This window comes from Peribacillus sp. NPDC097895 (assembly GCF_050277555.1).
Classification (GTDB): Bacteria; Bacillota; Bacilli; order Bacillales; family DSM-1321; genus Peribacillus.
Map to the genome: position 1 here is coordinate 391,380 of NZ_JBNNSH010000001.1, position 24,253 is coordinate 415,632.

24 protein-coding genes and 1 riboswitch are annotated in these 24,253 nt (G+C 40.5%); of the genes, 15 read left to right on the forward strand and 9 right to left on the reverse strand.

Annotated features, from left to right (window positions below):
* The first annotated feature begins 26 nt into the window (after positions 1-26).
* From ACQKMH_RS01785 to ACQKMH_RS01810, 6 genes are all read left to right on the forward strand, one after another.
* On the forward strand, positions 27-641 hold the full coding sequence (locus ACQKMH_RS01785) for a DedA family protein (RefSeq protein ID WP_289315218.1): 615 nt from the start codon (positions 27-29) through the stop codon (positions 639-641).
* A 180-nt stretch (positions 642-821) separates the two neighbouring features.
* Positions 822-2,459 carry a spore germination protein gene (locus ACQKMH_RS01790; protein ID WP_427585807.1) on the forward strand — a complete coding sequence of 546 codons (1,638 nt, stop codon included), beginning with the start codon at positions 822-824 and terminating at the stop codon, positions 2,457-2,459.
* Positions 2,449-3,672 carry a Ger(x)C family spore germination protein gene (locus tag ACQKMH_RS01795; protein ID WP_427585808.1) on the forward strand — a complete coding sequence of 408 codons (1,224 nt, stop codon included), beginning with the start codon at positions 2,449-2,451 and terminating at the stop codon, positions 3,670-3,672. Before ACQKMH_RS01790 ends, ACQKMH_RS01795 begins: the two co-directional genes overlap by 11 nt.
* A 21-nt stretch (positions 3,673-3,693) precedes the next feature.
* Entirely contained in the window at positions 3,694-4,803 is a 1,110-nt protein-coding gene (locus tag ACQKMH_RS01800; RefSeq protein WP_427585809.1) for a GerAB/ArcD/ProY family transporter, read from the forward strand.
* A 27-nt stretch (positions 4,804-4,830) separates the two neighbouring features.
* Complete coding sequence (locus ACQKMH_RS01805; RefSeq protein WP_230161028.1) at positions 4,831-5,061, forward strand: hypothetical protein; 231 nt, start codon at positions 4,831-4,833, stop codon at positions 5,059-5,061.
* A 170-nt stretch (positions 5,062-5,231) separates the two neighbouring features.
* Complete coding sequence (locus ACQKMH_RS01810; RefSeq protein ID WP_427585810.1) at positions 5,232-8,453, forward strand: SNF2 helicase associated domain-containing protein; 3,222 nt, start codon at positions 5,232-5,234, stop codon at positions 8,451-8,453.
* A 186-nt stretch (positions 8,454-8,639) separates the two neighbouring features.
* On the opposite strand, the gene ACQKMH_RS01815 is transcribed toward ACQKMH_RS01810, so the two are convergent.
* Complete coding sequence (locus ACQKMH_RS01815) at positions 8,640-8,825, reverse strand: hypothetical protein (RefSeq protein ID WP_377355512.1); 186 nt, start codon at positions 8,823-8,825, stop codon at positions 8,640-8,642.
* A gap of 435 nt (positions 8,826-9,260) precedes the next feature.
* Here ACQKMH_RS01815 and ACQKMH_RS01820 point away from each other — a divergent pair, with 435 nt between their 5' ends.
* The 3 genes from ACQKMH_RS01820 to ACQKMH_RS01830 all read left to right on the forward strand — a co-directional run bounded on the left by ACQKMH_RS01820 (position 9,261) and on the right by ACQKMH_RS01830 (position 10,845).
* Positions 9,261-9,743 carry a DUF2975 domain-containing protein gene (locus ACQKMH_RS01820; RefSeq protein ID WP_427585811.1) on the forward strand — a complete coding sequence of 161 codons (483 nt, stop codon included), beginning with the start codon at positions 9,261-9,263 and terminating at the stop codon, positions 9,741-9,743.
* Between the two features lie 10 nt (positions 9,744-9,753).
* Positions 9,754-9,975 (forward strand): helix-turn-helix domain-containing protein, encoded by a 222-nt coding sequence (locus ACQKMH_RS01825; RefSeq protein WP_427585812.1) that lies wholly within the window; start codon positions 9,754-9,756, stop codon positions 9,973-9,975.
* Positions 9,976-10,053: 78 nt separating this feature from the next.
* Positions 10,054-10,845, forward strand: coding sequence for a DUF817 domain-containing protein (locus ACQKMH_RS01830; RefSeq protein WP_427585813.1), 792 nt, complete (start codon positions 10,054-10,056; stop codon positions 10,843-10,845).
* A gap of 217 nt (positions 10,846-11,062) precedes the next feature.
* Here the strand turns inward: ACQKMH_RS01830 and ACQKMH_RS01835 are convergent, their stop codons facing one another.
* From ACQKMH_RS01835 to ACQKMH_RS01845, 3 genes are all read right to left on the reverse strand, one after another.
* Positions 11,063-11,377, reverse strand: a complete 315-nt coding sequence (locus ACQKMH_RS01835; RefSeq protein WP_427585814.1) for a DMT family transporter — start codon at positions 11,375-11,377, stop codon at positions 11,063-11,065.
* Entirely contained in the window at positions 11,377-11,718 is a 342-nt protein-coding gene (locus tag ACQKMH_RS01840) for a DMT family transporter (RefSeq protein ID WP_427585815.1), read from the reverse strand. The genes ACQKMH_RS01835 and ACQKMH_RS01840 overlap by 1 nt, the downstream gene beginning before the upstream one ends.
* 72 nt (positions 11,719-11,790) lie before the next feature.
* Positions 11,791-11,891, reverse strand: a riboswitch (guanidine-I (ykkC/yxkD leader).
* 204 nt (positions 11,892-12,095) lie between these two features.
* Positions 12,096-13,091 (reverse strand): DMT family transporter, encoded by a 996-nt coding sequence (locus tag ACQKMH_RS01845; protein WP_427587482.1) that lies wholly within the window; start codon positions 13,089-13,091, stop codon positions 12,096-12,098.
* 528 nt (positions 13,092-13,619) lie between these two features.
* Between ACQKMH_RS01845 and ACQKMH_RS01850 the strand changes: the two genes are divergently transcribed.
* On the forward strand, positions 13,620-13,904 hold the full coding sequence (locus ACQKMH_RS01850) for an AbrB/MazE/SpoVT family DNA-binding domain-containing protein (protein ID WP_230161044.1): 285 nt from the start codon (positions 13,620-13,622) through the stop codon (positions 13,902-13,904).
* Positions 13,905-13,965: 61 nt separating this feature from the next.
* On the opposite strand, the gene ACQKMH_RS01855 is transcribed toward ACQKMH_RS01850, so the two are convergent.
* From ACQKMH_RS01855 to ACQKMH_RS01870, 4 genes are all read right to left on the reverse strand, one after another.
* Positions 13,966-14,403, reverse strand: a complete 438-nt coding sequence (locus ACQKMH_RS01855) for an N-acetyltransferase family protein (RefSeq protein ID WP_427585816.1) — start codon at positions 14,401-14,403, stop codon at positions 13,966-13,968.
* A 228-nt stretch (positions 14,404-14,631) separates the two neighbouring features.
* Complete coding sequence (locus tag ACQKMH_RS01860; protein ID WP_427585817.1) at positions 14,632-15,777, reverse strand: Ger(x)C family spore germination protein; 1,146 nt, start codon at positions 15,775-15,777, stop codon at positions 14,632-14,634.
* 4 nt (positions 15,778-15,781) lie between these two features.
* Positions 15,782-17,266, reverse strand: coding sequence for a spore germination protein (locus tag ACQKMH_RS01865; RefSeq protein WP_427585818.1), 1,485 nt, complete (start codon positions 17,264-17,266; stop codon positions 15,782-15,784).
* Positions 17,241-18,341, reverse strand: coding sequence for a GerAB/ArcD/ProY family transporter (locus ACQKMH_RS01870; RefSeq protein ID WP_427585819.1), 1,101 nt, complete (start codon positions 18,339-18,341; stop codon positions 17,241-17,243). Before ACQKMH_RS01870 ends, ACQKMH_RS01865 begins: the two co-directional genes overlap by 26 nt.
* Before the next feature lie 476 nt (positions 18,342-18,817).
* Between ACQKMH_RS01870 and ACQKMH_RS01875 the strand changes: the two genes are divergently transcribed.
* The 3 genes from ACQKMH_RS01875 to ACQKMH_RS01885 all read left to right on the forward strand — a co-directional run bounded on the left by ACQKMH_RS01875 (position 18,818) and on the right by ACQKMH_RS01885 (position 20,503).
* Positions 18,818-19,342, forward strand: a complete 525-nt coding sequence (locus tag ACQKMH_RS01875) for a YfiT family bacillithiol transferase (RefSeq protein ID WP_427585820.1) — start codon at positions 18,818-18,820, stop codon at positions 19,340-19,342.
* A gap of 83 nt (positions 19,343-19,425) precedes the next feature.
* Positions 19,426-19,911 (forward strand): SRPBCC family protein, encoded by a 486-nt coding sequence (locus ACQKMH_RS01880; RefSeq protein WP_427585821.1) that lies wholly within the window; start codon positions 19,426-19,428, stop codon positions 19,909-19,911.
* A gap of 394 nt (positions 19,912-20,305) precedes the next feature.
* Complete coding sequence (locus tag ACQKMH_RS01885) at positions 20,306-20,503, forward strand: hypothetical protein (RefSeq protein ID WP_427585822.1); 198 nt, start codon at positions 20,306-20,308, stop codon at positions 20,501-20,503.
* A gap of 79 nt (positions 20,504-20,582) precedes the next feature.
* Here the strand turns inward: ACQKMH_RS01885 and ACQKMH_RS01890 are convergent, their stop codons facing one another.
* Positions 20,583-20,978 carry a winged helix-turn-helix transcriptional regulator gene (locus tag ACQKMH_RS01890; protein ID WP_230161060.1) on the reverse strand — a complete coding sequence of 132 codons (396 nt, stop codon included), beginning with the start codon at positions 20,976-20,978 and terminating at the stop codon, positions 20,583-20,585.
* Between the two features lie 137 nt (positions 20,979-21,115).
* Here ACQKMH_RS01890 and ACQKMH_RS01895 point away from each other — a divergent pair, with 137 nt between their 5' ends.
* Positions 21,116-21,634 (forward strand): DJ-1/PfpI family protein, encoded by a 519-nt coding sequence (locus tag ACQKMH_RS01895; protein ID WP_427585823.1) that lies wholly within the window; start codon positions 21,116-21,118, stop codon positions 21,632-21,634.
* Between the two features lie 483 nt (positions 21,635-22,117).
* Positions 22,118-24,199, forward strand: coding sequence for a methyl-accepting chemotaxis protein (locus ACQKMH_RS01900; RefSeq protein WP_427585824.1), 2,082 nt, complete (start codon positions 22,118-22,120; stop codon positions 24,197-24,199).
* Positions 24,200-24,253: the final 54 nt, after the last annotated feature.

Below are 24,253 nucleotides of genomic sequence, written 5' to 3' on the forward strand. Positions count from 1 at the left end.
ATTCAAGAAAGTTAGGAGCGTATTAAATGGAAAACTGGATTACGGAATTCATGAATGATTTTGGGTATATGGGAATCTTTCTATTAATAGCATTGGAAAATATTTTCCCTCCAATCCCTTCTGAGGTCATTCTTACTTTTGGCGGTTTCATGACGACAACAGCGAATATGACGATTATGGGCGTCGTGATCGCCTCGACTATAGGGTCAGTGGCAGGGGCAGTCGTCCTTTATGGAATTGGTTTACTTCTTGATGTTAAGGTGATTGAAAAGTTCGTGGAAAGATGGGGCCATATTCTTAGGTTAACGGTATCGGACGTCCATAAGGCGAATTCATGGTTCGATAAGTACGGGGCATGGACCGTGTTTTTCTGCAGACTCGTTCCGCTGATCAGAAGCTTGATCTCGATTCCAGCAGGCATGTCGCATATGAGCTTTTGGCTATTTTTGCTATACACGACATCCGGAACGTTAATTTGGAACATCATTTTAGTGAATATCGGGGCGGCTGTTGGGTCTTCTTGGGAAGATATCGTAGGGTATATGGACATTTATTCAAACATCGTTTATGCAATATTGGCATTGTTATTCATACTTTTCGTTGTTTTGATTTTTAGAAGAAATAAAGGCAAAGTGAAATAATCTTAGGTTAGTTGAATGGGCCGTACGAATGGCACTTTCCCTACATAACCGAATATGACCACCAAAGGCTGTCACCGTGACAGCCTTTTTCTTATGTGAGGAAGAAGGATGGACTCTAGAATAAAGGGAATATGCTTTGGACAAAATGAGTGAAACGAAAAAGGAATGAGGTTCGGTGCTATGGCTTCTTTTTTCAAACAAAAGAGACAAGTGAAGCAACGTGATAAGAAAAAGGAAGATACAGGTCAATCCAAAAGCAAAACTCCTGATTATATTGATAGTTCCATTTCAGCCAATCTGGAAAAAGTGAAGAAAAAGACGGGAAACAGTCCGGACATCATTATCCGAACGTTGAAGATCGGCCAAAATCCGGAGATAAAAACAACTATTTTGTATGTGCAAGGTCTGATTGATAATCCAAGCGTTACGGACTTTTTAATTGAATCCATCATGAAAAATCCTCATCTATCAGAAAAAATCCTTCCACAAGAAGCATTGGATGTAATTTCTGAAGACGTGGTTTCCCTCGGTGGGGTAGAAACGGTCAAGGAATGGGAAAAACTATTTTTGTCCTTATTATCAGGGGACAGCATCATATTCATTGATGGGATAAACATCGCTTTGGTAGCCAGTACAAAAGGGGGGGAACGTCGGTCGATTCAGGAACCAAGCACCCATTTGACTGTCCGGGGATCAAGAGAAGGGTTTACGGAATCGAATGGAACAAACATCGCCATGTTACGCCGCATCATCAATACCCCGGATTTATGGATAGAGTCGATGAAAATAGGCACGGTGACAAAAACGGACGTTTCCATCATGTATATAAATGGAATTGTCAAAGAAGGGATTGTCGAGGAGGTCAAGAAGCGCTTAAATCGAATTAACATCGATAGCATTCTTGAATCAGGATATATTGAACAATTGATAGAAGACCAGGTCATGACCCCATTCCCAACCCTTAACCATACAGAAAGACCGGATATGGTCGCAGGAAATCTTCTGGAAGGAAGAGTGGCGATATTCGTTAATGGAACGCCTTTCGTCTTGGTGGCCCCGGCAATATTCGTACAGTTTTTTCAATCTGTCGAAGACTACTATAATCGCTTCGACATTGCTTCTGCCACACGTTTTTTACGGATCATCGTTTTCATTGTTTCTATAGTCGGACCAGCTGTCTATGTTGCAGCCACGACTTTTCATCAGGAAATGATCCCAACGAAGTTGCTGGTCATTGTAGCGGCCCAAAGGGAAACGGTTCCTTTGCCTGCCGTCATTGAAGCGCTTCTCATGGAAATGACCTTTGAAATATTACGGGAAGCAAGTCTTCGGATGCCAAAGGCTGTTGGTTCGACCATGTCCATTGTCGGAGCATTGGTCATCGGGCAGGCGGCTGTCCAGGCTGGTATCGTATCGCCGGCAATGGTCATCATCGTCTCGATCACGGCGATTGCCAGTTTTGCAACCCCTTCTTATTCCATAGCGATTTCTGCCCGCATTGTGCGGTTCGGATTCATCATTTGTGCCGGCACTTTAGGCTTTTATGGGATGATTTTAGCCTTTTTCATCCTTATTGTCCATTTATGCAGCCTGCGTTCACTTGGAGTTCCTTATATGACACCGCTCGCCCCTCTGAATCCGGAAGGGTTAGGCGACACATTTTTCAGAAGACCTATGTGGGCGTTCAAGGAAAGGCCAAAATTTTTAACCAACGAAAATAACCTGATAAGGGAAGGCGATAATCAAAGACCTCTGCCTCCAGAATCGCGCGGTATGAAAACTTTTGACGAGAAAAAAGGTGAAGGCAATGAATCGTAAAAAGCTAATTCTGTTCTTGATGTTGATCTGTACTACATTCACCACCGGCTGTTGGGATAAAACAGAGTTAAACGAAATGGCCATCGTCTCGGCAGTTGGACTCGATAGAAATAAAGAAGGAAAGTTAGTGGGAACGTTCCAAATCATTAATCCAGGCAATGTAGCGGGAGCTCTTCAGGGCGGCGGCGGAACAAATCCACCGATATCCATTTATGAGTCCACCGGAGATAATGTGCTTGAACTGGATAGTCTCGCTTCAACCAAGATTTCACGAGATATGTATTTTGCCCATGCCAACCTGGTTGTCATAGGTGAGGAACTAGCAAAAGAAGAGGGCCTCAACGATATTTTCGACGCATTTGAGCGCTCACCGGAATTCAGGGCAACTACGAGGATCGTGATTGCTCGGGGTGTGAAAGCAAGGGATATTGTCGAAACATTAACGGCAATCGATAAGGTATCTGCTGAGAAAGTCATTAAAACGATTGAAACCACTGAAAAAACCCAGGGGAAAAATATTAGCATCAATCTCCAAGAAGTGATCAAGAATCTGCTTAGTACCGGAAAAGAACCGATAATAAGTGGTTTTACCGTGAAAGGAAACACAGGTAAAGAGGATAAAATGGAGAATACCATGTCCTCGGATATTGAGGCAAACCCTAATGCAGTAGGGATAGGTGTTTTTAAAGATGGGAAATTGATTGACTGGCTGGATGGCGATAAGGCAATAGGATCAATGTGGGTATTGGATAGGATCGAAAGTACCAATTTAAACCTTGATTGGGAGGGAAAAAAAGACGCAATCACCTATCAGGTTATTCGCCAAAAAACCAACGTCAAAGTAAAATTGGTAAACGGCAAACCGAAAATATCGATAAAGGTCCGTGCAGAAGGCGATATCCGGGAGGTGAATGTTCCTTTGAATCTAACCGATACGCATGTTCTGATAGATCTTGAAAAGAAGTTAGCGAAAGACGTGAAGAAGGAGATGGAAGTGGCGATCGTTCGGGCACAGAAAAATAAATCCGATATTTTTGGCTTTGGTGAAATCATGCATGAATCCCACCCTAAAGAATGGAAGAAAATCGAAAAAAACTGGGACGATGTTTCTTTTCCTAAGCTCGAAGTAGACGTGCAGGTAGAGACTTTCATTCGCCGTACAGGATTACGTAATAAGCCATTTCTTTCAAATTTAAAAAAGAAAGATCAATAATGGAAAGGAAGTGGCATCCTCATGGAAAAGGCAAAAATCAGCGGTTACCAGCTGTTCGTCCTTATTTTCCTGTTTGAAATGGGCAGTGCACTTTTGGTTCCGCTTGCAGGTGAAGCCAAGCAGGCTGCTTGGCTAGTCATACTTATTGGGATGATAGGCGGATTTTTATTATTTTTCATTTATTATGGCCTTTTTCAATATTACCCTGATCAGCTGTTAACAGAGTTTGTAAAACAGATATTGGGGAATTTTCTAGGCAGGATCGTAGCTTTTCTATACATCCTTTATTTCATCTATCTTGCTGCAAGGGTGTTGAGGGATTTCGGAGATACACTGCTTACTTTTGCCTATCCTCATGTTCCGTTGTTTTTTGCGAACGCTGTATTCATTTTAGTCGTGGTGTATACGGTTCGTAAAGGGATAGAAGTATTGGCGAGGACGGGGGAACTATTCTTTGTCTTGGAGAATTTACTATTAATGACCTTCATGCTTCTGATTGTTGCTTCAGGCATGATCCATTTAAACAACTTAAAACCCATTTTTGAAATCGGCGGGACAGAGATGATGAAAATGGGTTTCACTAAAAGCGTTTTCTTTCCATTTGGCGAGGTCATAGTGTTTTTAATGATTTTTCCTTATTTGAATGAACCTCAGCGACTGAAAAAAATTGGATTAGGGAGCTTGGCGACAAGCGGTATTTTTCTCGCGATAATAATGGCTGTGAATATTGCTGTACTTGGTGTGGACCTTACAACACGTTCGCAATACCCTCTTCTTACCCTCATTCAGTCAATAGAGGTCGCTGGCTTTCTTGAACGTCTCGATGTGTACTTCTTGTTTTTGTTGATGATTGGCGGGTTCATCAAGATAAGTGTATTTACTTATGTAGCAGTAACGGGTACGGCGAATGTTTTCAATGTTAAACAGCCCTCCAGACTTGCTTACCCTGTTGGCATAGTCATTTTATTGATCTCAATTATTATGGCAAGTAGCTATACGGAACATATCCATGAAGGGCTAGGAGCCGTACCGAGATACATCCACCTCCCATTTCAGGTGATCATCCCGTTGCTTCTCTTGATCATTGCCTTTTTTAAGAATCGAAAAAAAGGAAGACAAGCATCAAAATAAGTTCCTAAAAGGTGGAATTGATGAGAAATGAAAATCTTTGGTATTACAGTTTTGATCCTAGTCCCTTTAGTGGTCATATCTTTAGGTATGGATATATTATTGGGATTTGATTTGGATAATTCAATAAAGCATGCCTTTAACCCATTTTTGGTGAAGGACCCCGCTGAACTCATCCTTTTTCTCATTCTTCTTGTATTCCTTGTGTTCAGCTTCTTTTATCGAAAGAAAAAGAAAGGCAACACCAAAGGACAACAATAATGGTGCAATTCCCCTTGCTGGAATAGAGATGAACTCCGAATATGGGAGTTTGTCTTTTTGCTTTTTTACAACCCCGTAAACCCATTTCATAGTATGATGATAAAATGAGCTTATTTTTCAGCGGATTTTAAAATCACTCAACAAAAAACCCCGGGAGGAGGACGGCAATTTTGGATATCAAAATAAATCAAAAAATCATAAAAGACATGTGCGGGGCCGTCTCCTTCAAAAGAGGGGAAGCATTTCATCGTGCCAATAAAGTGACATTTGAAAATTACCGTCCTGATGGTTGTGAAGCAACGGTTAAAGGAAAGGAAGACTTCCATGTCACGATTGAAGTGGATGCTGTCGGCGGATTTCAGACGAAATGCAGCTGTCCTACGCTGGCTTCCTTCCAAAGGGATTGCCAGCATATTGCAGCCGTCCTGCTGTCGGTTTACGACCATCAGCGACATGGAACGGTCCCTGAAGGCCTACATGCACCCGGTTCTGATGCTTCAGCCAATAAGAAGTTGTCAGAGGGCTTGCTGACCCTTTTCAATAATCAGCCTGTTCGCAAAAGCGGTCATCAGCGCCACTTTGAAAAAAGAAAGATGCTTGAAGCGGAATTTACGTGTAAACCAGTATGGATGGGAACGGAACAATATATGTTAGGACTGGAAATGAAAATCGGTTCTTTCAATGTGGCGAATGTCCGGGGTTTCCTGATGCGAGTTAAAGAAGGAAAGTCTGCCCAAGTGTCCCTATCATTTATATATGACCCGGTATTGCATTGTTTTCAGAATGAAAATGATTCCGTGCTTCAGGAGCTCATTACCGTGATATCGGATGAAAAAGTCTATGTTGACGCCCTGACGGATAAATCTGAATATACATTGGACAATCACTTATTACTTTTGCCTCCATCTTCTTTTCGAAGGCTTGTCCCCGTCCTTGAAAGAGCGCCCTTGGTGGCGCTTGCCTATGGTGACCTTACATTCAATGGTTTTCATTTATCAAACGGACCGCTTCCTTTACAGTTTGACTTTACCGAAAGCGAGGGCAAAGGTTATCAACTGAATATTAAAAGGCTGCACGAGATGATTGTCATGAATGCATACACATTGGTTCTATTTGAAGGGAAATTGGTCCAGCTCGAAAATGAGGATTTCCAGCGCCTTTCAGAGTTAAAGCAAATGATGGAGGATTCGGGGATGAATCAAATTCCAATCCATCATGACCAGTTGGAATTATTCCTGGACAAAGTGGTACCAGGTTTGAAAAGACTCGGTGAAGTCCAGATAGCAAAATCCATCACCGAATTGTTTTTGAAGGCACCGCTGGTTGCTAAGCTATACTTGGATCGAGTGAAAAACAGGCTGCTTGCGGGGCTGGAATTCATTTATGAAAATATCGTGATCAACCCTTTGGAAAAACAGGAATCCAAGGCAGTCTCCATGATTATAAGGGATGTTGAGAAGGAGGCGGAGATACTAAGGCTGATGGAGGATAGCCAGTTTGCCAAGACGGACGGCGGCTATTTCTTGCATAACGAAGAGTTGGAGTATGAGTTTTTGTACCACATCGTTCCGAAACTCCAGAAGCTGGTTCAAATCTATGCCACGACCGCTGTGAGAAACCGGATTTCACGTGGGAATGCTGCACCGCGGATTAGGGTGAAAATTAAAAAAGAACGGACTAATTGGCTCGAATTCAAATTTGAAATGGATGACATCCCAGATAAACAAATACGTGAGGTCTTAGCAGCGCTTGAAGAAAAAAGGAAGTACTATCGTTTAAGGAATGGATCGCTGCTTTCCCTTGAAACAAGGGAATACGAGGAAATCAATCGTTTTCTGAATGCACTGCCCGTACAGGATGAAGACCTGGAAAGCACGCTGAACATGCCAATCGTAAAAGGGCTGCAGCTCCTTGATTCCGTGAACGACAGCCAGACATTCACAATGGAGGAATCATTCCGTCAGTTTTTGGATAATATCAAGAATCCGGGTGCCTTGGAGTTCGTGGTGCCAAATAGTCTAAGCCCGATCTTGCGCGAATATCAAAAAAACGGCTACAAATGGATGAAAATACTTGCCCAATACGGTTTTGGCGGGATTCTTGCTGATGATATGGGTCTGGGGAAAACACTGCAAAGCATCACGTTCATTTTATCCGAGCTACCTGACATCCGTAAGAAAAGGGTTCCGGCGCTGATTGTCTGCCCATCATCATTGACCTACAATTGGCTGAGCGAATTCACTAAATTCGCTCCTGATATACAAGCCGTCGTCGTAGATGGCGATAAGACGGAAAGGTCGAAGCTGCTTAAGGAAGTGAAGGACGTGGATGTAGTGATCACCTCTTATCCATTGCTCCGGAAAGACATCACGTCGTTTGAAAAAGAGGACTTCCATACGGTGTTTTTCGACGAGGCACAGGCCTTTAAGAACCCAGTGACACAAACGGCACGAGCGGCCAAGAAGCTAAAAGCGGCACATCGCTTCGCGTTGACTGGTACGCCTATCGAGAATTCACTAGAAGAGCTCTGGTCCCTTTTCCACGTCGTATTCCCTGAACTATTCATGGGGTTAAAGGAATATAGCAACCTCTCCAGGAAGCAGATTTCCCGCAGGATCCGTCCATTTTTGCTGCGGAGAATGAAAGAGGAAGTACTAGCGGAACTACCGGAAAAAATCGAGTCACTAGAATCGATGGAACTGCTCCCTGATCAGAAGAAACTGTACGGCGCTTATCTGGCGAAGCTGCGGCATGATACGCTGAAACACCTGGACAAGGACACCCTCCGGAAAAATCGGATCAGGATTCTCGCTGGCTTGACCCGGCTTCGGCAAATATGCTGTCACCCCGCCTTGTTTGTTGACGGGTATAAAGGCAGTTCAGCAAAATATGAGCAACTGATGCAAATTCTTGAGGAATCGAAGCATTCTGGAAGAAGGGTGCTGATTTTCTCCCAATTTACAAAAATGCTTCAAATTATCGGCAGGGATTTGGCTATGAAGGGACAACCCTTTTTCTACCTGGATGGACAAACCCCATCAAAGGAACGTGTGGAAATCTGCAATCGGTTTAATGCAGGAGAACGGGATATATTCCTCATTTCATTGAAAGCGGGCGGTACGGGTCTCAATCTGACGGGTGCCGATACAGTCATTCTATATGACCTTTGGTGGAATCCGGCAGTTGAAGAACAAGCTGCGGACCGTGCCCATCGAATGGGGCAGAAGAATACGGTTCAAGTCATCAAACTTATAGCCCGTGGCACAATTGAAGAAAAAATGAATGAACTTCAAGAGAAAAAGAGACACCTTATTGAAGAAATCATCGACCCTGGAGACAAGTCGTCATCTGCACTTACAGAAGAGGATATTAGGGAAATCTTGATGATATAAGGGAGGGGCAATTTCTGTCGTATTAGTTTCATCGATTTGGCTCGCATCCTATCGATTGAAAAATCACTTCATGTCAGCACGAAAAGGCCGCCCTCCAATGGGTGGCCTTTTTGTTTTATCATTGGAAGGTAACATGCAAACCTAAATCCGCCTTAGCGTTAGGAATGAATTGGGGCATGTACCAAACTAGATCGACTTCTTCATGCCGCACCCTCTGCACTTTCGAATATATACATAATCCTTTACCGAACTCTCGAACTGAGCCTTCCCGCAATTGTCACACCGTCCACTAACGATGTCAGGATGATCTTTGTAATCATAAATGATTGTGATGTCATATTCCTTTTTTTCTTCTGGGATTTCTTCGGACAAAGTAAAATCACCTTCACTAATTTATTTAACCCATGTATCATACCAAATATTCAGTTGAGGAGGTAGGTGGTTTGAAATAAAACGAGAATTTTTAGGATGCCTTTATTTTTCCTATGAAACATGTTTTGCTCCGACAGAAAAAACATGAAACCTTTGAAAATTGAGGAAGAAGGAGACGGGCTGGATTGCTGGGGAGCAGAAGGGATTTTGAATAAATGTTCTTTAAGTAACGGGACAGGTTGAACCAATTTTAAATGGCATGTTTAAAGTTATGGAGTATTTCTTTGTAAGTGAGGAATGCTTTTTTTGTTTTTTTAAAATGAAAAGGATATTTGCTTAACAATAATAATATAATAAAAAACAACAATGTTTTATTGTAAAACGATAAAAAATGTGTTAAATTCAAATTGACAAAAATTAAATGAGGTGCTTTTTATGAAACAAGTGTCAACGACCTTTTTAAAGATAGCTGTTATTCTTATTGGAATGCCAGTTCTTGCTTTGTGCATCTTTTTGGTGCCTGAGATAGCGAAGTTTGCAGCAGAATTGTATCCGGATATGGCTTTTTTGAAATATCTCGTTTTAATCGATTTGTATGCATCGGCGATACCATTTTACTTTGCTCTATATCAAGCCTTTAAACTTTTAAGCTATATTGACAAGAACAAAGCGTTCTCGGAATTATCTGTAAGATCTTTAAAGACTATAAAAAATTGTGCCATCACAATCAGTGGCTTGTATGTGGTAGGCATGCCGCTCTTTTACCTGATAGCGGAGATGGACGATGCCCCAGGTATCATATTAATCGGATTGGTCGTCATTTTTGCTTCAATGGTGATTGCAGTCTTTGCTGCTGTTCTTCAAAGGCTTTTACAAGAAGCCATCGATATAAAATCAGAAAATGACTTAATAGTCTGAGGTGAATAACATGGCAATTATAATCAATATTGATGTGATGCTTGCTAAGAGGAAAATGAGTGTTACAGAACTTTCTGAGAGGGTTGGAATAACGATGGCTAACCTTTCCATATTGAAAAACGGCAAGGCAAAAGCGATTCGATTATCAACTTTAGAAGCGATTTGTAAGGCTTTAGAATGTCAACCTGGAGACATTTTAGAATACCGAAATGATGAAAACACCGGAGATTAATAGTTGAACGGAAAAGAAAGATTTCATAAAAGGGGAATTACTCATGAATTTAACCATTCGAAAGTGGAGGCACATATCATGAGAGCACTAAAACAACTCGTTCATTTTGGTTGGGAGCAGGCCCTATCATGTTTGTTTCCTGTCGTTATTTTTGCCTCTTTGGCTTTTACCAAATTCATTCCGCTCCCCTTCCTGCCACGGTATGACTGGTTGCTCATCATTTGCCTTGTGATGCAGTGGTGGATGGTGCGTTCTGGGCTTGAAACAAGGGATGAGTTAAAGGTTATCACTTTATTTCACCTTATTGGACTTGCACTTGAACTTTTCAAGGTACATATGGGCTCCTGGACTTATCCAGAGGAAGGATATTTCAAAATTTTCGGAGTGCCATTATATAGTGGATTCATGTACGCAAGTGTAGCGAGTTATCTTTGCCAGGCGTGGAGGAGGTTAAAGGTTGAACTGGTTAAGTGGCCACCGTTTTTGGTCGTTGTACCTCTTGCCGCTGCGATTTATTTGAATTTTTTCATCCACCATTATTGGATCGATGTTCGTTGGTGGTTATCTGGACTTGTCATTATCGTCTTTTGGCAATCATGGGTCACATACGAGGTTGAGGGTACTCGTTACCGTATGCCACTCGCCCTTTCTTTTGTGCTCATCGGATTTTTTATCTGGATAGCCGAAAATATCGCAACGTTCTTTAGAGCTTGGGAATACCCAAACCAAACCGAAGCTTGGAGTCTGGTTCATCTAGGAAAGGTAAGTTCATGGCTCTTATTAGTGATTGTTAGCTTTCTTATAGTAGCTACGCTAAAGCAGGTTAAGGGGAAAGATTCCACTGAGATGGATGCTGGTCAATTTTTATAAAATGACTTCACACTCGAAAAATTCGCCCAAGGCGGAAAAAATTCTACCTAATTCAAGTTAATAAAAAGAAGACGGCACATAATGGACATATATATGTGTCGTCTTTGAATTTCTAAGCTTTTATATAAAATACGTCCAGGATGGTCCTTAATAGTGGTTTCATATTCCTTTTTTCTGGAATTACTGCAGACAAAGTAAAAATCACCTTCACTCATTCTTATGAAACAAGTTTTAATCCAACTGCTGCGCCAAGGACCATGGCTATAAATAAGAGCCTTCGCCAATCTTTGGATTCGCCGTATAAGAGCATCCCGATTATCGCTCCGCCAGATGCACCGATTCCTGTCCAGATTGCATAAGCCGTCCCCATCGGCAAGGTTTGCATGGCATAAGCAAGAAATAGAAAACTTGCTCCAAATCCGATGAGTAACAGCAGCAAGGATTGCCAATTACGGTCTTTATGCAATTTATTTATCATCGCGACACCAAACATTTCAAATAGACCAGCTAAGATTAAAGAGATCCAAGCCATTAAGTTTCATCCCCTTCCTCAACCTTATCTTCAGTCACTAGTTTCAAGCCGATCACCCCTGATAATAAGAGGAGAATCAATAGCGTTTTGCTCAGCTTGAAAGATTCTCCGAAGAAGATGATTTCAGAAAAAACGGTGCCGGCCGTTCCCATACCTACAAAAACGGCATATACCGTTCCGACAGGAAGTTTTCGGCCAGCCATTATCATCATATAAAAACTGATGATGATGGAAATGACCGTTCCAGTCCAAGTCCAAAAGTCATCTGCATGCTTTAAGCCGATTACCCAAAATACTTCAAAAAAAGCTGCAATGAATACTTTAATCCAGTTTGTGCTCATGAATTATCGCACCTCCAATTTTATTCTTTACCAAAAAAACAAAAAAAGCCCAAGAGATAACCGTTAAACAGTTTCTCCCAGGCTTTTATCCTTCCGTGACACAGCATGCTGTGAGTTTTCTCTCGGACCAGACCAGCAATAAGACGCACTGCGGAACCCTAGAAAACCTTTGACATATACAATTACCTTTCATTATACATACTTTTTGAACTTACTCAAGGTAAAAGTTTAATGGAAAAAATGAATGGTGAGCTTTTTGCCATTCTAAAAAATCATCAATTTATTATGACCTGTCAATGGAAAAAAAGAACGTAGTCCGTTTTGTTTTCAAGTAAGAAAGCCCCGAAATCTTATCCGGGGCTTTTTTCGCTTCCTATTTAGGCACTAGCCGTCCGTTTTCTGGATGAGCCTTCTTTCTTATGTGACGCATAGCTATGCAAGATCATTCCTATGATCACGATAAAGATGCCGAACCAAGATAAAGGAGAAGGGATCGGTAAAGATAGAAATAGTAATTCGCCGGCAAGGGCAAAAAGGACTTCCATCGATTGTGTCGCTTCAACGGAAGCTAATTTCTGCATATTTCCATTTACCAGATCGGTCGCCTTGAAAAAAAGGACCGTGGCAATGACACCAGAAAATAGTGCGACCAAAAGGGATTGAAAACTTTGCATCTTCGTCGGCGCCCCAACCGTAAAGAAACCATATAATGAAAGCAATAACCAGAATGGCAAACTTGCCAAAGTCATCCCCAATACACGTTGGTAGGCATCTAAACGTCCTTCAGAAACTTCCATCATTTTGCGATTCCCCAAAGGGTATGCAAACGAGGCGATGACGATTGGAATCACTCCTAACAAGAGAGTGGCTAATGAAATATGTTTGGTGTGTTCCAATTGCATCAGGATGATCCCAAGCAGAATGATCATAGACATGAGGAGGCCTTTCACGGAAACCTTCCCTCTTTGCCTTTCGATTCCATCTTTCGTTTGGGCACTTTCAAAAAATAGCGGGGCAAGTAAAGCGCCTGAAATGATCGTGATTTGCCAAGTGCCAGCGATTAGCCAGCCAGGCGAGTAGGCGGATGCAAAACATAAAGGAGCATAAAACAACCCAAATCCTACAAAACTCCAAAGCAACCAAGATCCCGGCCGTTCTCTCATCACTCGTAAAAGGGGAAGCAGGTTTTTTCTGCTTAAAACGATACACAAAAGAAAAGGCACCATAAAGATATACCGTAGCGAAGCACTCCATATCCAACTTCCACCAGACAACTCCATGGACTGATTTAATACGAATGTAAATGCAAAAAAGAAAGCAGAACAAATACCTAATATAATCGGACGCAATTGACTCACCTCTAACTGTTTTATGAGCCAGTAATTAGCCAAGACTCTTGAGTATGGCACGTTTCGGCTTTCTTATAGTAATGAATGATGTGAAAACATTGTTTATCATATTCAAAAATGGGATCACGTTCCAATGCATGATTAGCAGAAGAATGAAATTTCTAAATATTATAATTGCCAATTTAAATTGTCCTTCAAATGCACAAGAAAATCAATAGGATTCTATTAGACCCGTAAATTTCCTTCTTCATCAATCGGCATGAGTAAGATTTATCGTGGGTGAATACAGAATGGAAGCGATGAGATGAGATTAATACAATGACACTACCAATAAATCCCATGATGAATGTCCAGGAATGCTGTTATGAAGCGTTTTATGAAGGGGTTATTGACATGTAATATAAAAATCATATAAAGGCAGATAATATACGAAGATACGAGAATTGACGAATATGGCAGGGAGTGGTATCTTAATAGAAGTGCAAATAATGTCGAATGGTGACGAAATATATAAGTGAACATTCGAAAGAAAATTAGTGGGGTAAATAGAATATGAAATCTACAGGTATAGTACGTAAAGTTGACGAATTAGGACGCGTAGTCATTCCAATTGAATTACGCCGTACATTAGGAATTAATGAGAAAGATGCTTTGGAGATCTATGTAGAACAAGAGCGTATCATTCTTCAAAAATATAAACCAAACATGACTTGTCAGGTAACAGGTGAAACATCCGATGACAATATGAAACTTGTTGACGGTAAATTAATTCTTAGCGCTGAAGGTGCGGAACTTCTAATTAAAGAAATTCAAGCCAGCATGGAAACTGCTAAATAATTAATTTGCTAGAAAAATAGCATCCAAGTGTAGGGAGACATGTTCCCTACACTTTTTTATGTTAAAGGGTGAAATGATAGAAATGATTCGATTCTCGGACGAAACCAATTTTTTCGTAAAGTTTTTGTGCGTTTACATTATCCTTACCTGTCTCGAGGGATACCCCTTTGGCACCTGTTTCTCGTGCGAAATTGATGGCTGCGTTCAATAACCCCTCGCCAAATCCTTTTTTGCGGGCCGACTCCTTCACGAATAAATCGTTCAGTATCCATGACCGCATCATGCTCACAGATGAAAATGCAGGATATAATTGGACAAAACCAACAGGTTGCCCTTCATCAACCCCCATGAAAACCACAGACTCTCCATTTGTCAGCCTTTCTCTTAAAAACTCCCTTGCACGATCATAATCAGATATTTGCTCATAAAACACTCTGTATAAATCAAAAAGTTCTGTTAGAGATTCGAGCTCATGTAATGTAGCCTTCTGAATGCTCATATGTGCCCCTCCTAATTGTTGGAATACTCTTAATTTAACATTTATTCATACAATATGACATATCAGGTTATATTTTTTACATGTCCCAATACTAAATAAAAAGCCAAAAAATTCAGGATGGAGCCTAGTATGGCCCCATCCTCTAAAGTCGTTACATTAGCATTACTTGAGAGAGTGAGCATTAAACTCATGAGTTTGAACAACTGCTCGAGAATTCAGATAACTTCATTAACGTAGTGGTTTAGCTTCTAAACCGCCGGTGTTCAGGATGTGTACCTTTACGTTGATATGATTAATTGAATCCTTGTCCAGGAAATCGACCGGCTCTTTAATATGATTTTTTTTCCAGTATTTTGTCTCTTTAATATAGAGGATTTTTCCTAAGCTTAAAGGATCTGAGTTCTTTTCAATCCCAGTCTTAAAGGTTGTTTGGATTTCTCTTTTTATTTCACTTTCGAATTTTCGTTTGATTGTTTCGATGTCCATTTGTGTATCAAGTCCTAGAATTTTACCATTTACGACGACTTCAATATCAAACTTGTACTTGCCATTCTTGAAAACAGGTCTTACTTTATGATACGGATGCGAGAAAGAAGCATAGATGTCTTGCTTGTTCAAGTTAATGGTTACGGGAGTTCTGTTGGTTCTTTTTGTGAGCCAGCGTACACCGCTCAATTCATTTTCCGAGAACCAGGGTTGGGACACTTTATAGTAAATGACAAAAGCACCATCCATATAAAGGTTTTTTCGGTTTTTATCTTTTTCTTTCCATGCTTTATCGTTCCAAGTAATGGTAGGTAAGATGGTGGTTGATGATTTTTCCCGTTGATTTGAATAATACCTCTGGACCGTTATGGGGTGAATGAATGATCGGTTCCGATAGATATCTTCCGGTAAATATAATGTTGTGTATAAAGGTGACAAATTAAAATAACCATTTATGGAGAAAAGCTCATCCAGGGAACTTTTTGTGCCAAAAATATTAGCTGAGTATCTAAGTAATTGGTTTCTATAAATATAATCGACTATTTCAGTGCTTTGTTGCTTCAACACATTTTCACTGATTACAAATGTGGAGACATGACCTATATAGAGAGCTTGTTGAGTATTTCGCATAAGTTGATTTATGGCGCTCGAGATGGAACGGCCTTTTTGTTTTCCTACATATACGGGGGGATTTTCAGTCGGCTTCGCTTCCGTTTTAGCTACAGCAGCGAAGTCAACTAGCTGCGCATAAACGATATATTCCCCATCTTTGTAGTCAATGCCCATAGCCGTTATATAATGGAAGTCCTGTATCGTTTTTTCATCCCAGCAACCCGAAAGTAAAAGGATTAAAGGAATGATCAACAACATTTTATAGATGCGGAACATGATCTTACTGCCCCTTTCTTGTCTTATCATTGGCGGCCAAGGATCGCTTACTCATGGAATTCCATGGCCTCTTTATGAATGCATCCAGGATTTTTGTGAGTCTAGGTGGTTTTGTTCCGCCGATATATGAAACCCCGAATGATTCAAGTCTGGATAATAAAGTGACAATCGAAAGTAAACCGATTATCAAGCCATAGATTCCATATATGCAGCTGAGCAACAACACAAACGTACGCAGGATGGTGACGGCGCCTGTTAGCGACTGGTTTACAAGCGTATAAGATGCGACAGAAGTTACTGCAGTGACCACAAGCATGGTTTGTGAGGTGAGTCCTGCCCTTATCGCGGCATCACCGACAATGAGACCGCCCACAACGGCAACTGTCTGCCCAACCGCTTTAGGTAACCTGACTCCGGATTCACGGAATAGTTCAAATAAAATGAGCATGAGAATGAATTCCATGGTGGCGGATAAGGGGAGACCTAGCCTTGAAAGGGTAATGGTGGCTAGTAACGGAAACGGTACCTGTTCAATGTTGAAAGCGGAAATGGATATCCAAAATCCTGGTAATAAAATGGTGATCCCAAGCCCCAAAAAACGAAGAAGTCGCTCAATGCTTACATACAAATAAGGAAGGTTCGAATCTTCTGCGGTTTTGATTTGAAGCAATAATGTAGAAGGAGCCACTATTATTGTTGGCATACCATCGACGATCAGGATAAATCTTCCTTGATTGAGCGCTTCCACTGCAAAATCAGGGCGACTCGTATAATGAGTGAGTGGAAATATACTGAATTTACTGTTTGAGATCAATTCCTCCAATTGTTGACTGCTAACCAATACATCAATATCGATGGAGTTAATCTTGGACCTTACTTGTGTGACAAGTTCTTTATTAATGATGTCATCCATGTACATCAGTGCGACTTTCGTTTGACTGCGCCTGCCCACTATAAAATCTTCATAGGCTAGCGATTTTGTTTTTAGACGCTTTCTGACTAAAGCTGTATTTATGGATAAGTCCTCAACAAACCCATCCCTTGGACCTCTTACGGAGACTTCGAAAGAAGATTCCTCAGGTTGCCTATTAGGAACATCGGACAAATTTATTGAAAATAGCTTTTGGGTGGACGGTATGAATAATAAGGCATTCCCCGAGAAAATCAGCTGCTGTACGCTAATGAATTCCCGATCGATCGTTACTTTCGTCAAATCGATCAAGGGGTTTAACTTGTTTATGGCGTTTTCCGCACCGATTTTCTCATCCAATTCCATCATTTTGTTTAACTTTTCCAAAATCCCTTCATTCAATAAGCTGATATCGGCCAAACCCGAGCAATAAAAGATAAGGGCAGGAATGGGTCTTTCGGTTTCTCCGATATAGATTGTGTCAAATATGATATCTGAACTTGCACTAAATAACTCCCGAAATGTCTCCTCCCTTAATTCAGGCAGGGCTGGCTCATTTTTGAATCGTTTCATTCTCATGTTTTTTACCCTCCTTAGAACGAATGAAAGTGCCGATAAACAAGATGGTGGACAAAAGTAAAAGGAAATAAAAAGCACCAGGGTAATAAAAAGTTTGACTTACATGCAAGAACTTGAAGTTACTGAATGGTACGATGGATATGACTACCATAAGAAAACCGACTGAGAACAGGATTCCGAGCTTCATATTGTTAGTTTTTCCTTTAAAGACTTCCGTGATTAAGAATAACGCTAGGGAAACGCGCATATAGGCACCGGCAAGCCATTGATAAATGGAAAAGAAATCTGTATGCTCGATATATTTACCAATCGTAAGCAGCCGCCATTGTTCATAAGCGGGGTACCTCATGACTTCGGCTAAGGTGGGCCCAAACTCAGCAATGGCAGCCGTTAATGGTCCAAGAAGCAGAAACACTAACCCAAGACATAAGAAAACCAAAACTTTGCGACTGAGTGTATCCGAAAGTTTCTCCTGAAAAAAGACTAGTAAAATCAGTTCGGCTAATCCATATCCACAATACTGGAAGGCTTTTATGCCATGAAAATAACCATTTTCAAAAAGAGGCAGAAGGTGGCTATAGTCTTTAGTCGGAATATTTCCAGTCGCAACAAAAATGCCAAGAATAACGACAACGGGCAATAATACAGAAGAACTGATGGCAATGGAACGAATGCCAGAATGGGCCAAGAATATGCATAGCAGGGTAAACGGAATGATAATGGCTAAACTTGGGGTCTCAAAAAGAAAACTTGTAGTGATCCAATCAATCGTTTCCTTGGTGGTGGCCAATACTAGGCTTATTAGATAGATCACAATACAGAATAAAACGATATTTTTAATAGGTTTTCCAAATCTACTTTCAAGCCAATGGTTCAGTGATTCATTATTCATATTCTTGATTATCCGAGATAATATGTAGACCCAAATTGGTATCAGCAAAATAGAAAGGAGAGAGAAAAACCAAGAATCCCTTCCGCCGGTAGAAAGAAGGAAAGGGATCAAAATAACATGATTAAGAAGGCCAATGGATAAAAAGAAAATACTTAAGGTTTGTATTGAACTAATTTTTTTCAAGGTATCCTATCCCCATTTCCATTGTTGAATGCTTTGTTTAAAAGATATTGATGAACATACTATTCATTTGTTTATGGTTGCTAAATGTGGAAATAGTATACGTCATAATGAAATGGATTAATATTCCTATTGGTGAATTTTTGGTACTTTCATTTTAAGAGCTTACGTTCTGGGGAAATCGTCATCGACCGAACGGAGGGAAGTATCTGATTCGGGGTACAGGTTCAAGAAACGGGTTTTCAGGATCGCTTAACAGTTGAAGAAACATATCCAGCGGGGGCCAATCGAACGCTTTAAAAAGGAAAGTGCAGATTACATTCGGGTTAGCCATTATCAGAACTTCGATTTTAAAATGCGATTTGATCAAATTTAAGATGGCTTAACCAAGAAGGAATTGCGGGTTTAAAGGATTTATCAGCCGATATAAAGAATGTAATATGGGTGCTATTTTTATTGAACATCAAGGGGGAATGAAGATGGATTTAAGATACCCGATTGGAAAGTTTCAGTTTGATGGGGAAATGACTAGTGGTGTAGCCGAGGGGTGGATCAAGGAGATTGAAGTTTTGCCTGGGATGCTGCGGGAAGCGGTAAGTAACATGGATGATGAACAGCTTGATACAGCTTATCGTCCTGGAGGATGGACGGTCCGCCAAGTGGTGCATCATGTTGCCGATAGCCATATGAATGCGTATATTCGCTTCAAATTGGCCCTTACGGAAGAAAGCCCAGTCATTAAACCGTACGAGGAGGGGCAATGGGCAGAGCTGCCTGATAATGATTTGCCGATTGAAATTTCTCTATCCCTTCTTGAAAGTGTACATATCCGCTTGTGTAAACTTTTATCGGGCCTTCATGCTGACGACCTGAGCCGAACATTCATCCATCCTGATTCAGGAGAGGTGACGGTTGGTGAAAATATAGGCATTTATGCGTGGCACGGCCGCCATCATCTTGCGCATATTACTTCTTTAGCCAAACGCAAAGAATGGTATAAATGAGGGGAAAGCAGTGAATTCGATTCGACCGTTTTTTTTGAAAAAAGTCATATCCATGTGAACGAATAGAATGAGGAGGAATTTAAATGCAAGCTGTAATCGAAAAAGATGGAAATGGGATTATCGCAAGATTCGATCGTCCACTTTGCCATTCAATGGAGAAGGTATGGGGTGCGTTAACGGAGAATGATAAGGTGGAAAAATGGATGTCAAACCTGGAAATGAAGGACCTTCGAAATAAAGGGACCATCCTATTCAATATGAATGATGGAACAGGGGAATCGTTTAATATGAAGATAAGGGACTTCCAGGAATTTTCCGTTTTAGATTTTGAATGGGGGGACGGATGGGTTCGTTTCGAGGTATCCCCTGAAGAGGATGGATGCTTATTAGTATTGAAAGAATCGATCCGACCAGTGAATGACCATACAGCAAAAGATTTGGCAGGCTGGCATGTTTGCCTTGAGATGTTAAGTGATTTATTGGATGGTCATTATAAGGACTTTCCAATGGATGAATGGGAACAACGGCATAAGGAATATATGGACGCCGTCAAACGGATTGATGCATGAAATGTGAGAATGCGTGCGTTTGAAAAAAATCCTTGAGCCTTGTGACTTTTGATAGTGTGAAAAGTGGTATGAACCCGGTTTTAATGACCCAATAGTTTAACTAATCCATTTATTCTAAACACAGGCAAATAGCTTGTGTTTTTTTTGCATTTAGAAAAAGTAGTTAAATTGAATGGGGTGTTTGCTGGAAAGCCGATGCAGAAACCCAAGTGATGTTACAGTAAACGCCATGAGAAATTGAGCGGTTAACCCAATGACTTGTCCATTTCTTCATGAAGTGTCTTGTATAATGAGATTGGATAGGGCGGCTTCAGTTATCAGATTATAAGGGGCGTATCAGGAACATCAAATGAAACCTGCATAAGACATCAATAGAATGCTTAAGGAGGATAACATGGATTTTTTGGGGAAAGTATTTAATTGGATGGTAATAATCGGATTGATTCTATTATTGGGACGAATCGTTACGGCGGTGTTTTTATTTATGGACATTCCGTTCACATCCTTTTTTAAAGAATACAGTGTCATTTCGATCATCGTATTAATAATAGGTGTCATTGGTCAGCATTACACCAAGCCAGATAAAAAATGAAATATCGTTTTTCAATGGAACTGATCAGCTTTGAAATAAACAGACCGACATATCATCATTGTCGGTCCGTTTTTATACCTTATTTATTCAAATCATTTTCACTTGCATGCATTTCTTGTTTGATTTCATTCATTCTGGTTTTTCCCCACTCATACATCATTTCAACGATTGGGAGCAAGGTCATGCCAAGTTCGGTCATGGAATATTCGACTTTTGGAGGGACTTCAGGATAAACTTCCCGGTGAACGATGCCATCTTCCATAAGTTCCCGCAATTGATTCGTTAAGATTTTATGTGATATTTTTGGGAAAAGTCTTTGAAGGTCACTGAATCGGTGTGTACCTTCAACACCTAAATGCCATAAAATGACGATTTTCCATTTACCGCTGAATATGGATAACGTAAGCTCTTTTTCGCAATTATAATGGCCGTTTAAGATCTTTTCTTTGATTTCATCTCTTAATGTTTCTGACATGGACTTTAACTCCTTTTTTATTTAACAGTAACCTCTAGGTAACCTCCGCACATTAAAGTGCGTTCTTCCCGGCGCCGAAAAGCAGCGATACAATATGAATAGTCATACAGACAATTGAATTATAGGAGGCAATTTATATGAGTAAAAAAGCTTTACTAATTATACCACCAGAACGTTTTAATGAAGATGAATTATTTCAGCCTAAAGAAGTTTTGGAAAATGCAGGAGTGGAAGTAACGATAGCGAGTACGAAAATAGGAGAAATTACTGGTGACTATCAAGGAAAGGCAATGGCTGAAGTGATCTTTTCTGACGTTTCAGTCAGTGATTTTGATGCAGTGGCCGTAATTGGAGGATCCGGTACGAACGACCATCTATGGGGTAACCTGGAATTACAAAGCTATTTGAAACAAGCTCATGAGCAAAAAGTCCTTGTAACGGGAATATGTGCAGGATCTGTAACTGTAGCGAAAACAGGTTTGCTTTCTGGCCGAAAAGCTGCTTGTTACCCAGTTGATGTTCAAATTAACGAATTGAAAGCTAATTCCGTTGAATATGTTGAACAACATGTCGTTGCACATGATGATATCATCACTGGTGATGGACCGGATGGCGCCAAAGAATTCGGAGAAAGCTTAGCTGGAGCATTACGCTAATTCTTGCATTAAACCTATTATTACCCAAGAGAAACCCTTGATTCTAAAGAATCCAAGGGCTTTTTTTGAAATCATCAATGCTATCCACTTTTCTGATTTCATAACCGTCGATTTCGACCAATAGAGTCATTTTGGTTGAAGTCTGCAAAAATAATTGTAAAAGAATCATGAAAATATGGAAAATGATCAGAGGAATATAAACTTATAGATAAAGGTATTTGGTTAGAAAATGTCTTAAATATAGGCGATTTAAACACCGTTTGGAATACGAACGGTGTTTTTTGTGCATAGGAACATCTTAGGGCCTATGACTTTTATCTTTATTTGTAATTGACAATGATAAAATAGGTATATAGTATGTTTATGTGGAAAAATAAAGTAAGTGACCTTAATTAAGGAAGGATCCATTTTGGCATAGATTAAATCTTTGTTATCAAACAGGGAAGCAGAAGCTTCCGCAGCAAATAAAGGGGGAAATTATTAATGGGAAGTTCAGTGGCTGACAAGAAAGAAAAAGTAAAAAGAAGGATATCGATCCGGGTAAAATGGATATTGTTTATATGTATATCCGTTTTTCTCGCTATAGTCGTTTCCGTTTCGATAATGGGGGTGAAGGTAACTTCCATCTTTAAGGATGATAGTATATCCCTCAACAAAAGCTCGGCACAAAATGCTGCGGCACAAATCAATTTAAGCATGGCCACATATGAAAAATCGCTTGAGCAATTATCCCAGCTAATCTCCAATCAGATAAAGAATGGAGATTCAATCAAGGATATCCAACAAACGTTAAAGGCATTTCAAACGAACAATGAAGATTTAATTTCGGTTTATTATATGGATGGATCGGATGGTTCCTTATATGCTTCTCCCCATATGGATTTCAATCAGGATGCCCGGGAGACCAAAACTTATACACAGCTAACAGAAAAACCAGAAACGAAATGGATGGACGTGTATAAGGATAGTGTTTCAGGGACGATCATGACTTCCGTAGTCACTCCCGTTTTATCAGACGGAAAAATGGCAGGTGCTCTCGGTTATGATATTGACCTCTCTACAATTGGAAAAATGAGGGCCAATATCGAAAACGACTCTACTAGTAATTTGGTAATCTTGGATTCTCAAGGTTTTATCGTGAGTTCCTTCATGAAAGATATGGATGGAAAGAATATGAACCCTGAAAAAAGCGGAAAGGAAGAGGGGGTGGAGGATTTCATTTCCGATACTGCCCGATTTAATTCGGAGTTCAAGTGGGTGGCTGACATTTATAATGGAGCTGCTGAGACAAGTCAATCCTTGACGTTGGATAATGAAGATTATACAGGTGAATGGGGAACGGTTCCTGAAGTGAACTGGAAGGTGTTGGCGCTCACTCCAGACAAAATACTGCAATCCAAGCTGGATGACATTAATAGAATCGTAGTGATATCAGGTATTTTGGGTCTTTTATTCGGGACGGTATGTGCTCTTTATCTAGCAGGGAAGTTAACGAAAATCATGGTCGACTTCCAAAAAATCATAGAAAAGACGGCGAATGGGGATTTAGTGACCGAATTTTCCATTAAAACCAATGATGAGTTTGGGGACTTAAGCAAAAGTTATAACTCGATGCTGGGGAAATTAAGAAGATTGGTTGCCAAGGTAAACGACAATGCGGAATCGGTGACAAATGCCAATGCCGGCTTAAGTCAAATAGCTGCTGAAAATAGTGCCGCCATTACGGATGTTTCACGCGCGATAGAAGAGATTGCGGCTGGCGCATCGAATCAATCTGAACAAGTGGAACATGGGGCAAGCACCATTCAGGTACTAAGTGAAGAAATCGATGGGTTATCACAACAATCCAGAGAGACCCAATCCGTTTTGGAACAGGCTTCTGAAAAAATAGAATCAGGGAAACAGCAGGTCAGTGGCTTGGAAACTACTTATCAGAAATTGGAGTTGGCGTTTACGGCAGTCACTAGCATGAGCTTGAAACTTGTAGAAAAATCAAAAACCATTTCCGATGTCACGAATGCCATATCGAAAATATCAGAACAAACCAACTTGTTATCTTTGAATGCATCGATAGAAGCGGCAAGGGCAGGTGAGTCCGGCAAAGGGTTTGCTGTTGTAGCAAATGAAGTGCGGAGCTTGGCTGATGATTCAAAGGAAGCTACAAAAAACATTCAAGCAATCATCCAAAGCATTCTGCAAGATACAGAGGAACTGTTAAAAACGACCAATGAAACGAATCAAATCAGCAAGGATCAGAAAAATGCCGTGATGACGGTAAGTGAAGCCATGAAAGAGCTGGAGGATTCCGTTGAGAGGATATCCAATTCGATAACTGAAGAAAAACGATCCATTGAAAGCATCAATCAACAAAAAGAAACGGTAGTTAAAGTTATAGAAGAAATAACCGCCGTATCTCAGCAAACAACGGCTTCATCCGAAGAAATTGCATCATCGATGGAAGAACAAGCTGCTTCATCCAATGAACTTGCGCAATATACCCTGCAGCTCACACAGTTAATAAATGATTTGGAAAATACGCTGGAGGAATTCCAGATAAAGAATTAGAGTAACGAATATACGCTTTTTGCAAAAGGGGACGCCACTAAAGTGGTTTCCTCT

Bases quoted from the DNA above. Each gene is read 5' to 3' on its own strand.
- ACQKMH_RS01785 (WP_289315218.1), top strand. From the start codon at position 27: ATGGAAAACTGGATTACGGAATTCATGAATGATTTTGGGTATATGGGA.
- ACQKMH_RS01790 (WP_427585807.1), top strand. From the start codon at position 822: ATGGCTTCTTTTTTCAAACAAAAGAGACAAGTGAAGCAACGTGATAAG.
- ACQKMH_RS01795 (WP_427585808.1), top strand. From the start codon at position 2,449: ATGAATCGTAAAAAGCTAATTCTGTTCTTGATGTTGATCTGTACTACA.
- ACQKMH_RS01800 (WP_427585809.1), top strand. From the start codon at position 3,694: ATGGAAAAGGCAAAAATCAGCGGTTACCAGCTGTTCGTCCTTATTTTC.
- ACQKMH_RS01805 (WP_230161028.1), top strand. From the start codon at position 4,831: ATGAAAATCTTTGGTATTACAGTTTTGATCCTAGTCCCTTTAGTGGTC.
- ACQKMH_RS01820 (WP_427585811.1), top strand. From the start codon at position 9,261: ATGAAACAAGTGTCAACGACCTTTTTAAAGATAGCTGTTATTCTTATT.
- ACQKMH_RS01825 (WP_427585812.1), top strand. From the start codon at position 9,754: ATGGCAATTATAATCAATATTGATGTGATGCTTGCTAAGAGGAAAATG.
- ACQKMH_RS01830 (WP_427585813.1), top strand. From the start codon at position 10,054: ATGAGAGCACTAAAACAACTCGTTCATTTTGGTTGGGAGCAGGCCCTA.
- ACQKMH_RS01835 (WP_427585814.1), bottom strand. From the start codon at position 11,377: ATGGCTTGGATCTCTTTAATCTTAGCTGGTCTATTTGAAATGTTTGGT.
- ACQKMH_RS01840 (WP_427585815.1), bottom strand. From the start codon at position 11,718: ATGAGCACAAACTGGATTAAAGTATTCATTGCAGCTTTTTTTGAAGTA.
- ACQKMH_RS01850 (WP_230161044.1), top strand. From the start codon at position 13,620: ATGAAATCTACAGGTATAGTACGTAAAGTTGACGAATTAGGACGCGTA.
- ACQKMH_RS01855 (WP_427585816.1), bottom strand. From the start codon at position 14,403: ATGAGCATTCAGAAGGCTACATTACATGAGCTCGAATCTCTAACAGAA.
- ACQKMH_RS01860 (WP_427585817.1), bottom strand. From the start codon at position 15,777: ATGTTCCGCATCTATAAAATGTTGTTGATCATTCCTTTAATCCTTTTA.
- ACQKMH_RS01865 (WP_427585818.1), bottom strand. From the start codon at position 17,266: ATGAGAATGAAACGATTCAAAAATGAGCCAGCCCTGCCTGAATTAAGG.
- ACQKMH_RS01875 (WP_427585820.1), top strand. From the start codon at position 18,818: ATGGATTTAAGATACCCGATTGGAAAGTTTCAGTTTGATGGGGAAATG.
- ACQKMH_RS01880 (WP_427585821.1), top strand. From the start codon at position 19,426: ATGCAAGCTGTAATCGAAAAAGATGGAAATGGGATTATCGCAAGATTC.
- ACQKMH_RS01885 (WP_427585822.1), top strand. From the start codon at position 20,306: ATGGATTTTTTGGGGAAAGTATTTAATTGGATGGTAATAATCGGATTG.
- ACQKMH_RS01890 (WP_230161060.1), bottom strand. From the start codon at position 20,978: ATGTCAGAAACATTAAGAGATGAAATCAAAGAAAAGATCTTAAACGGC.
- ACQKMH_RS01895 (WP_427585823.1), top strand. From the start codon at position 21,116: ATGAGTAAAAAAGCTTTACTAATTATACCACCAGAACGTTTTAATGAA.
- ACQKMH_RS01900 (WP_427585824.1), top strand. From the start codon at position 22,118: ATGGGAAGTTCAGTGGCTGACAAGAAAGAAAAAGTAAAAAGAAGGATA.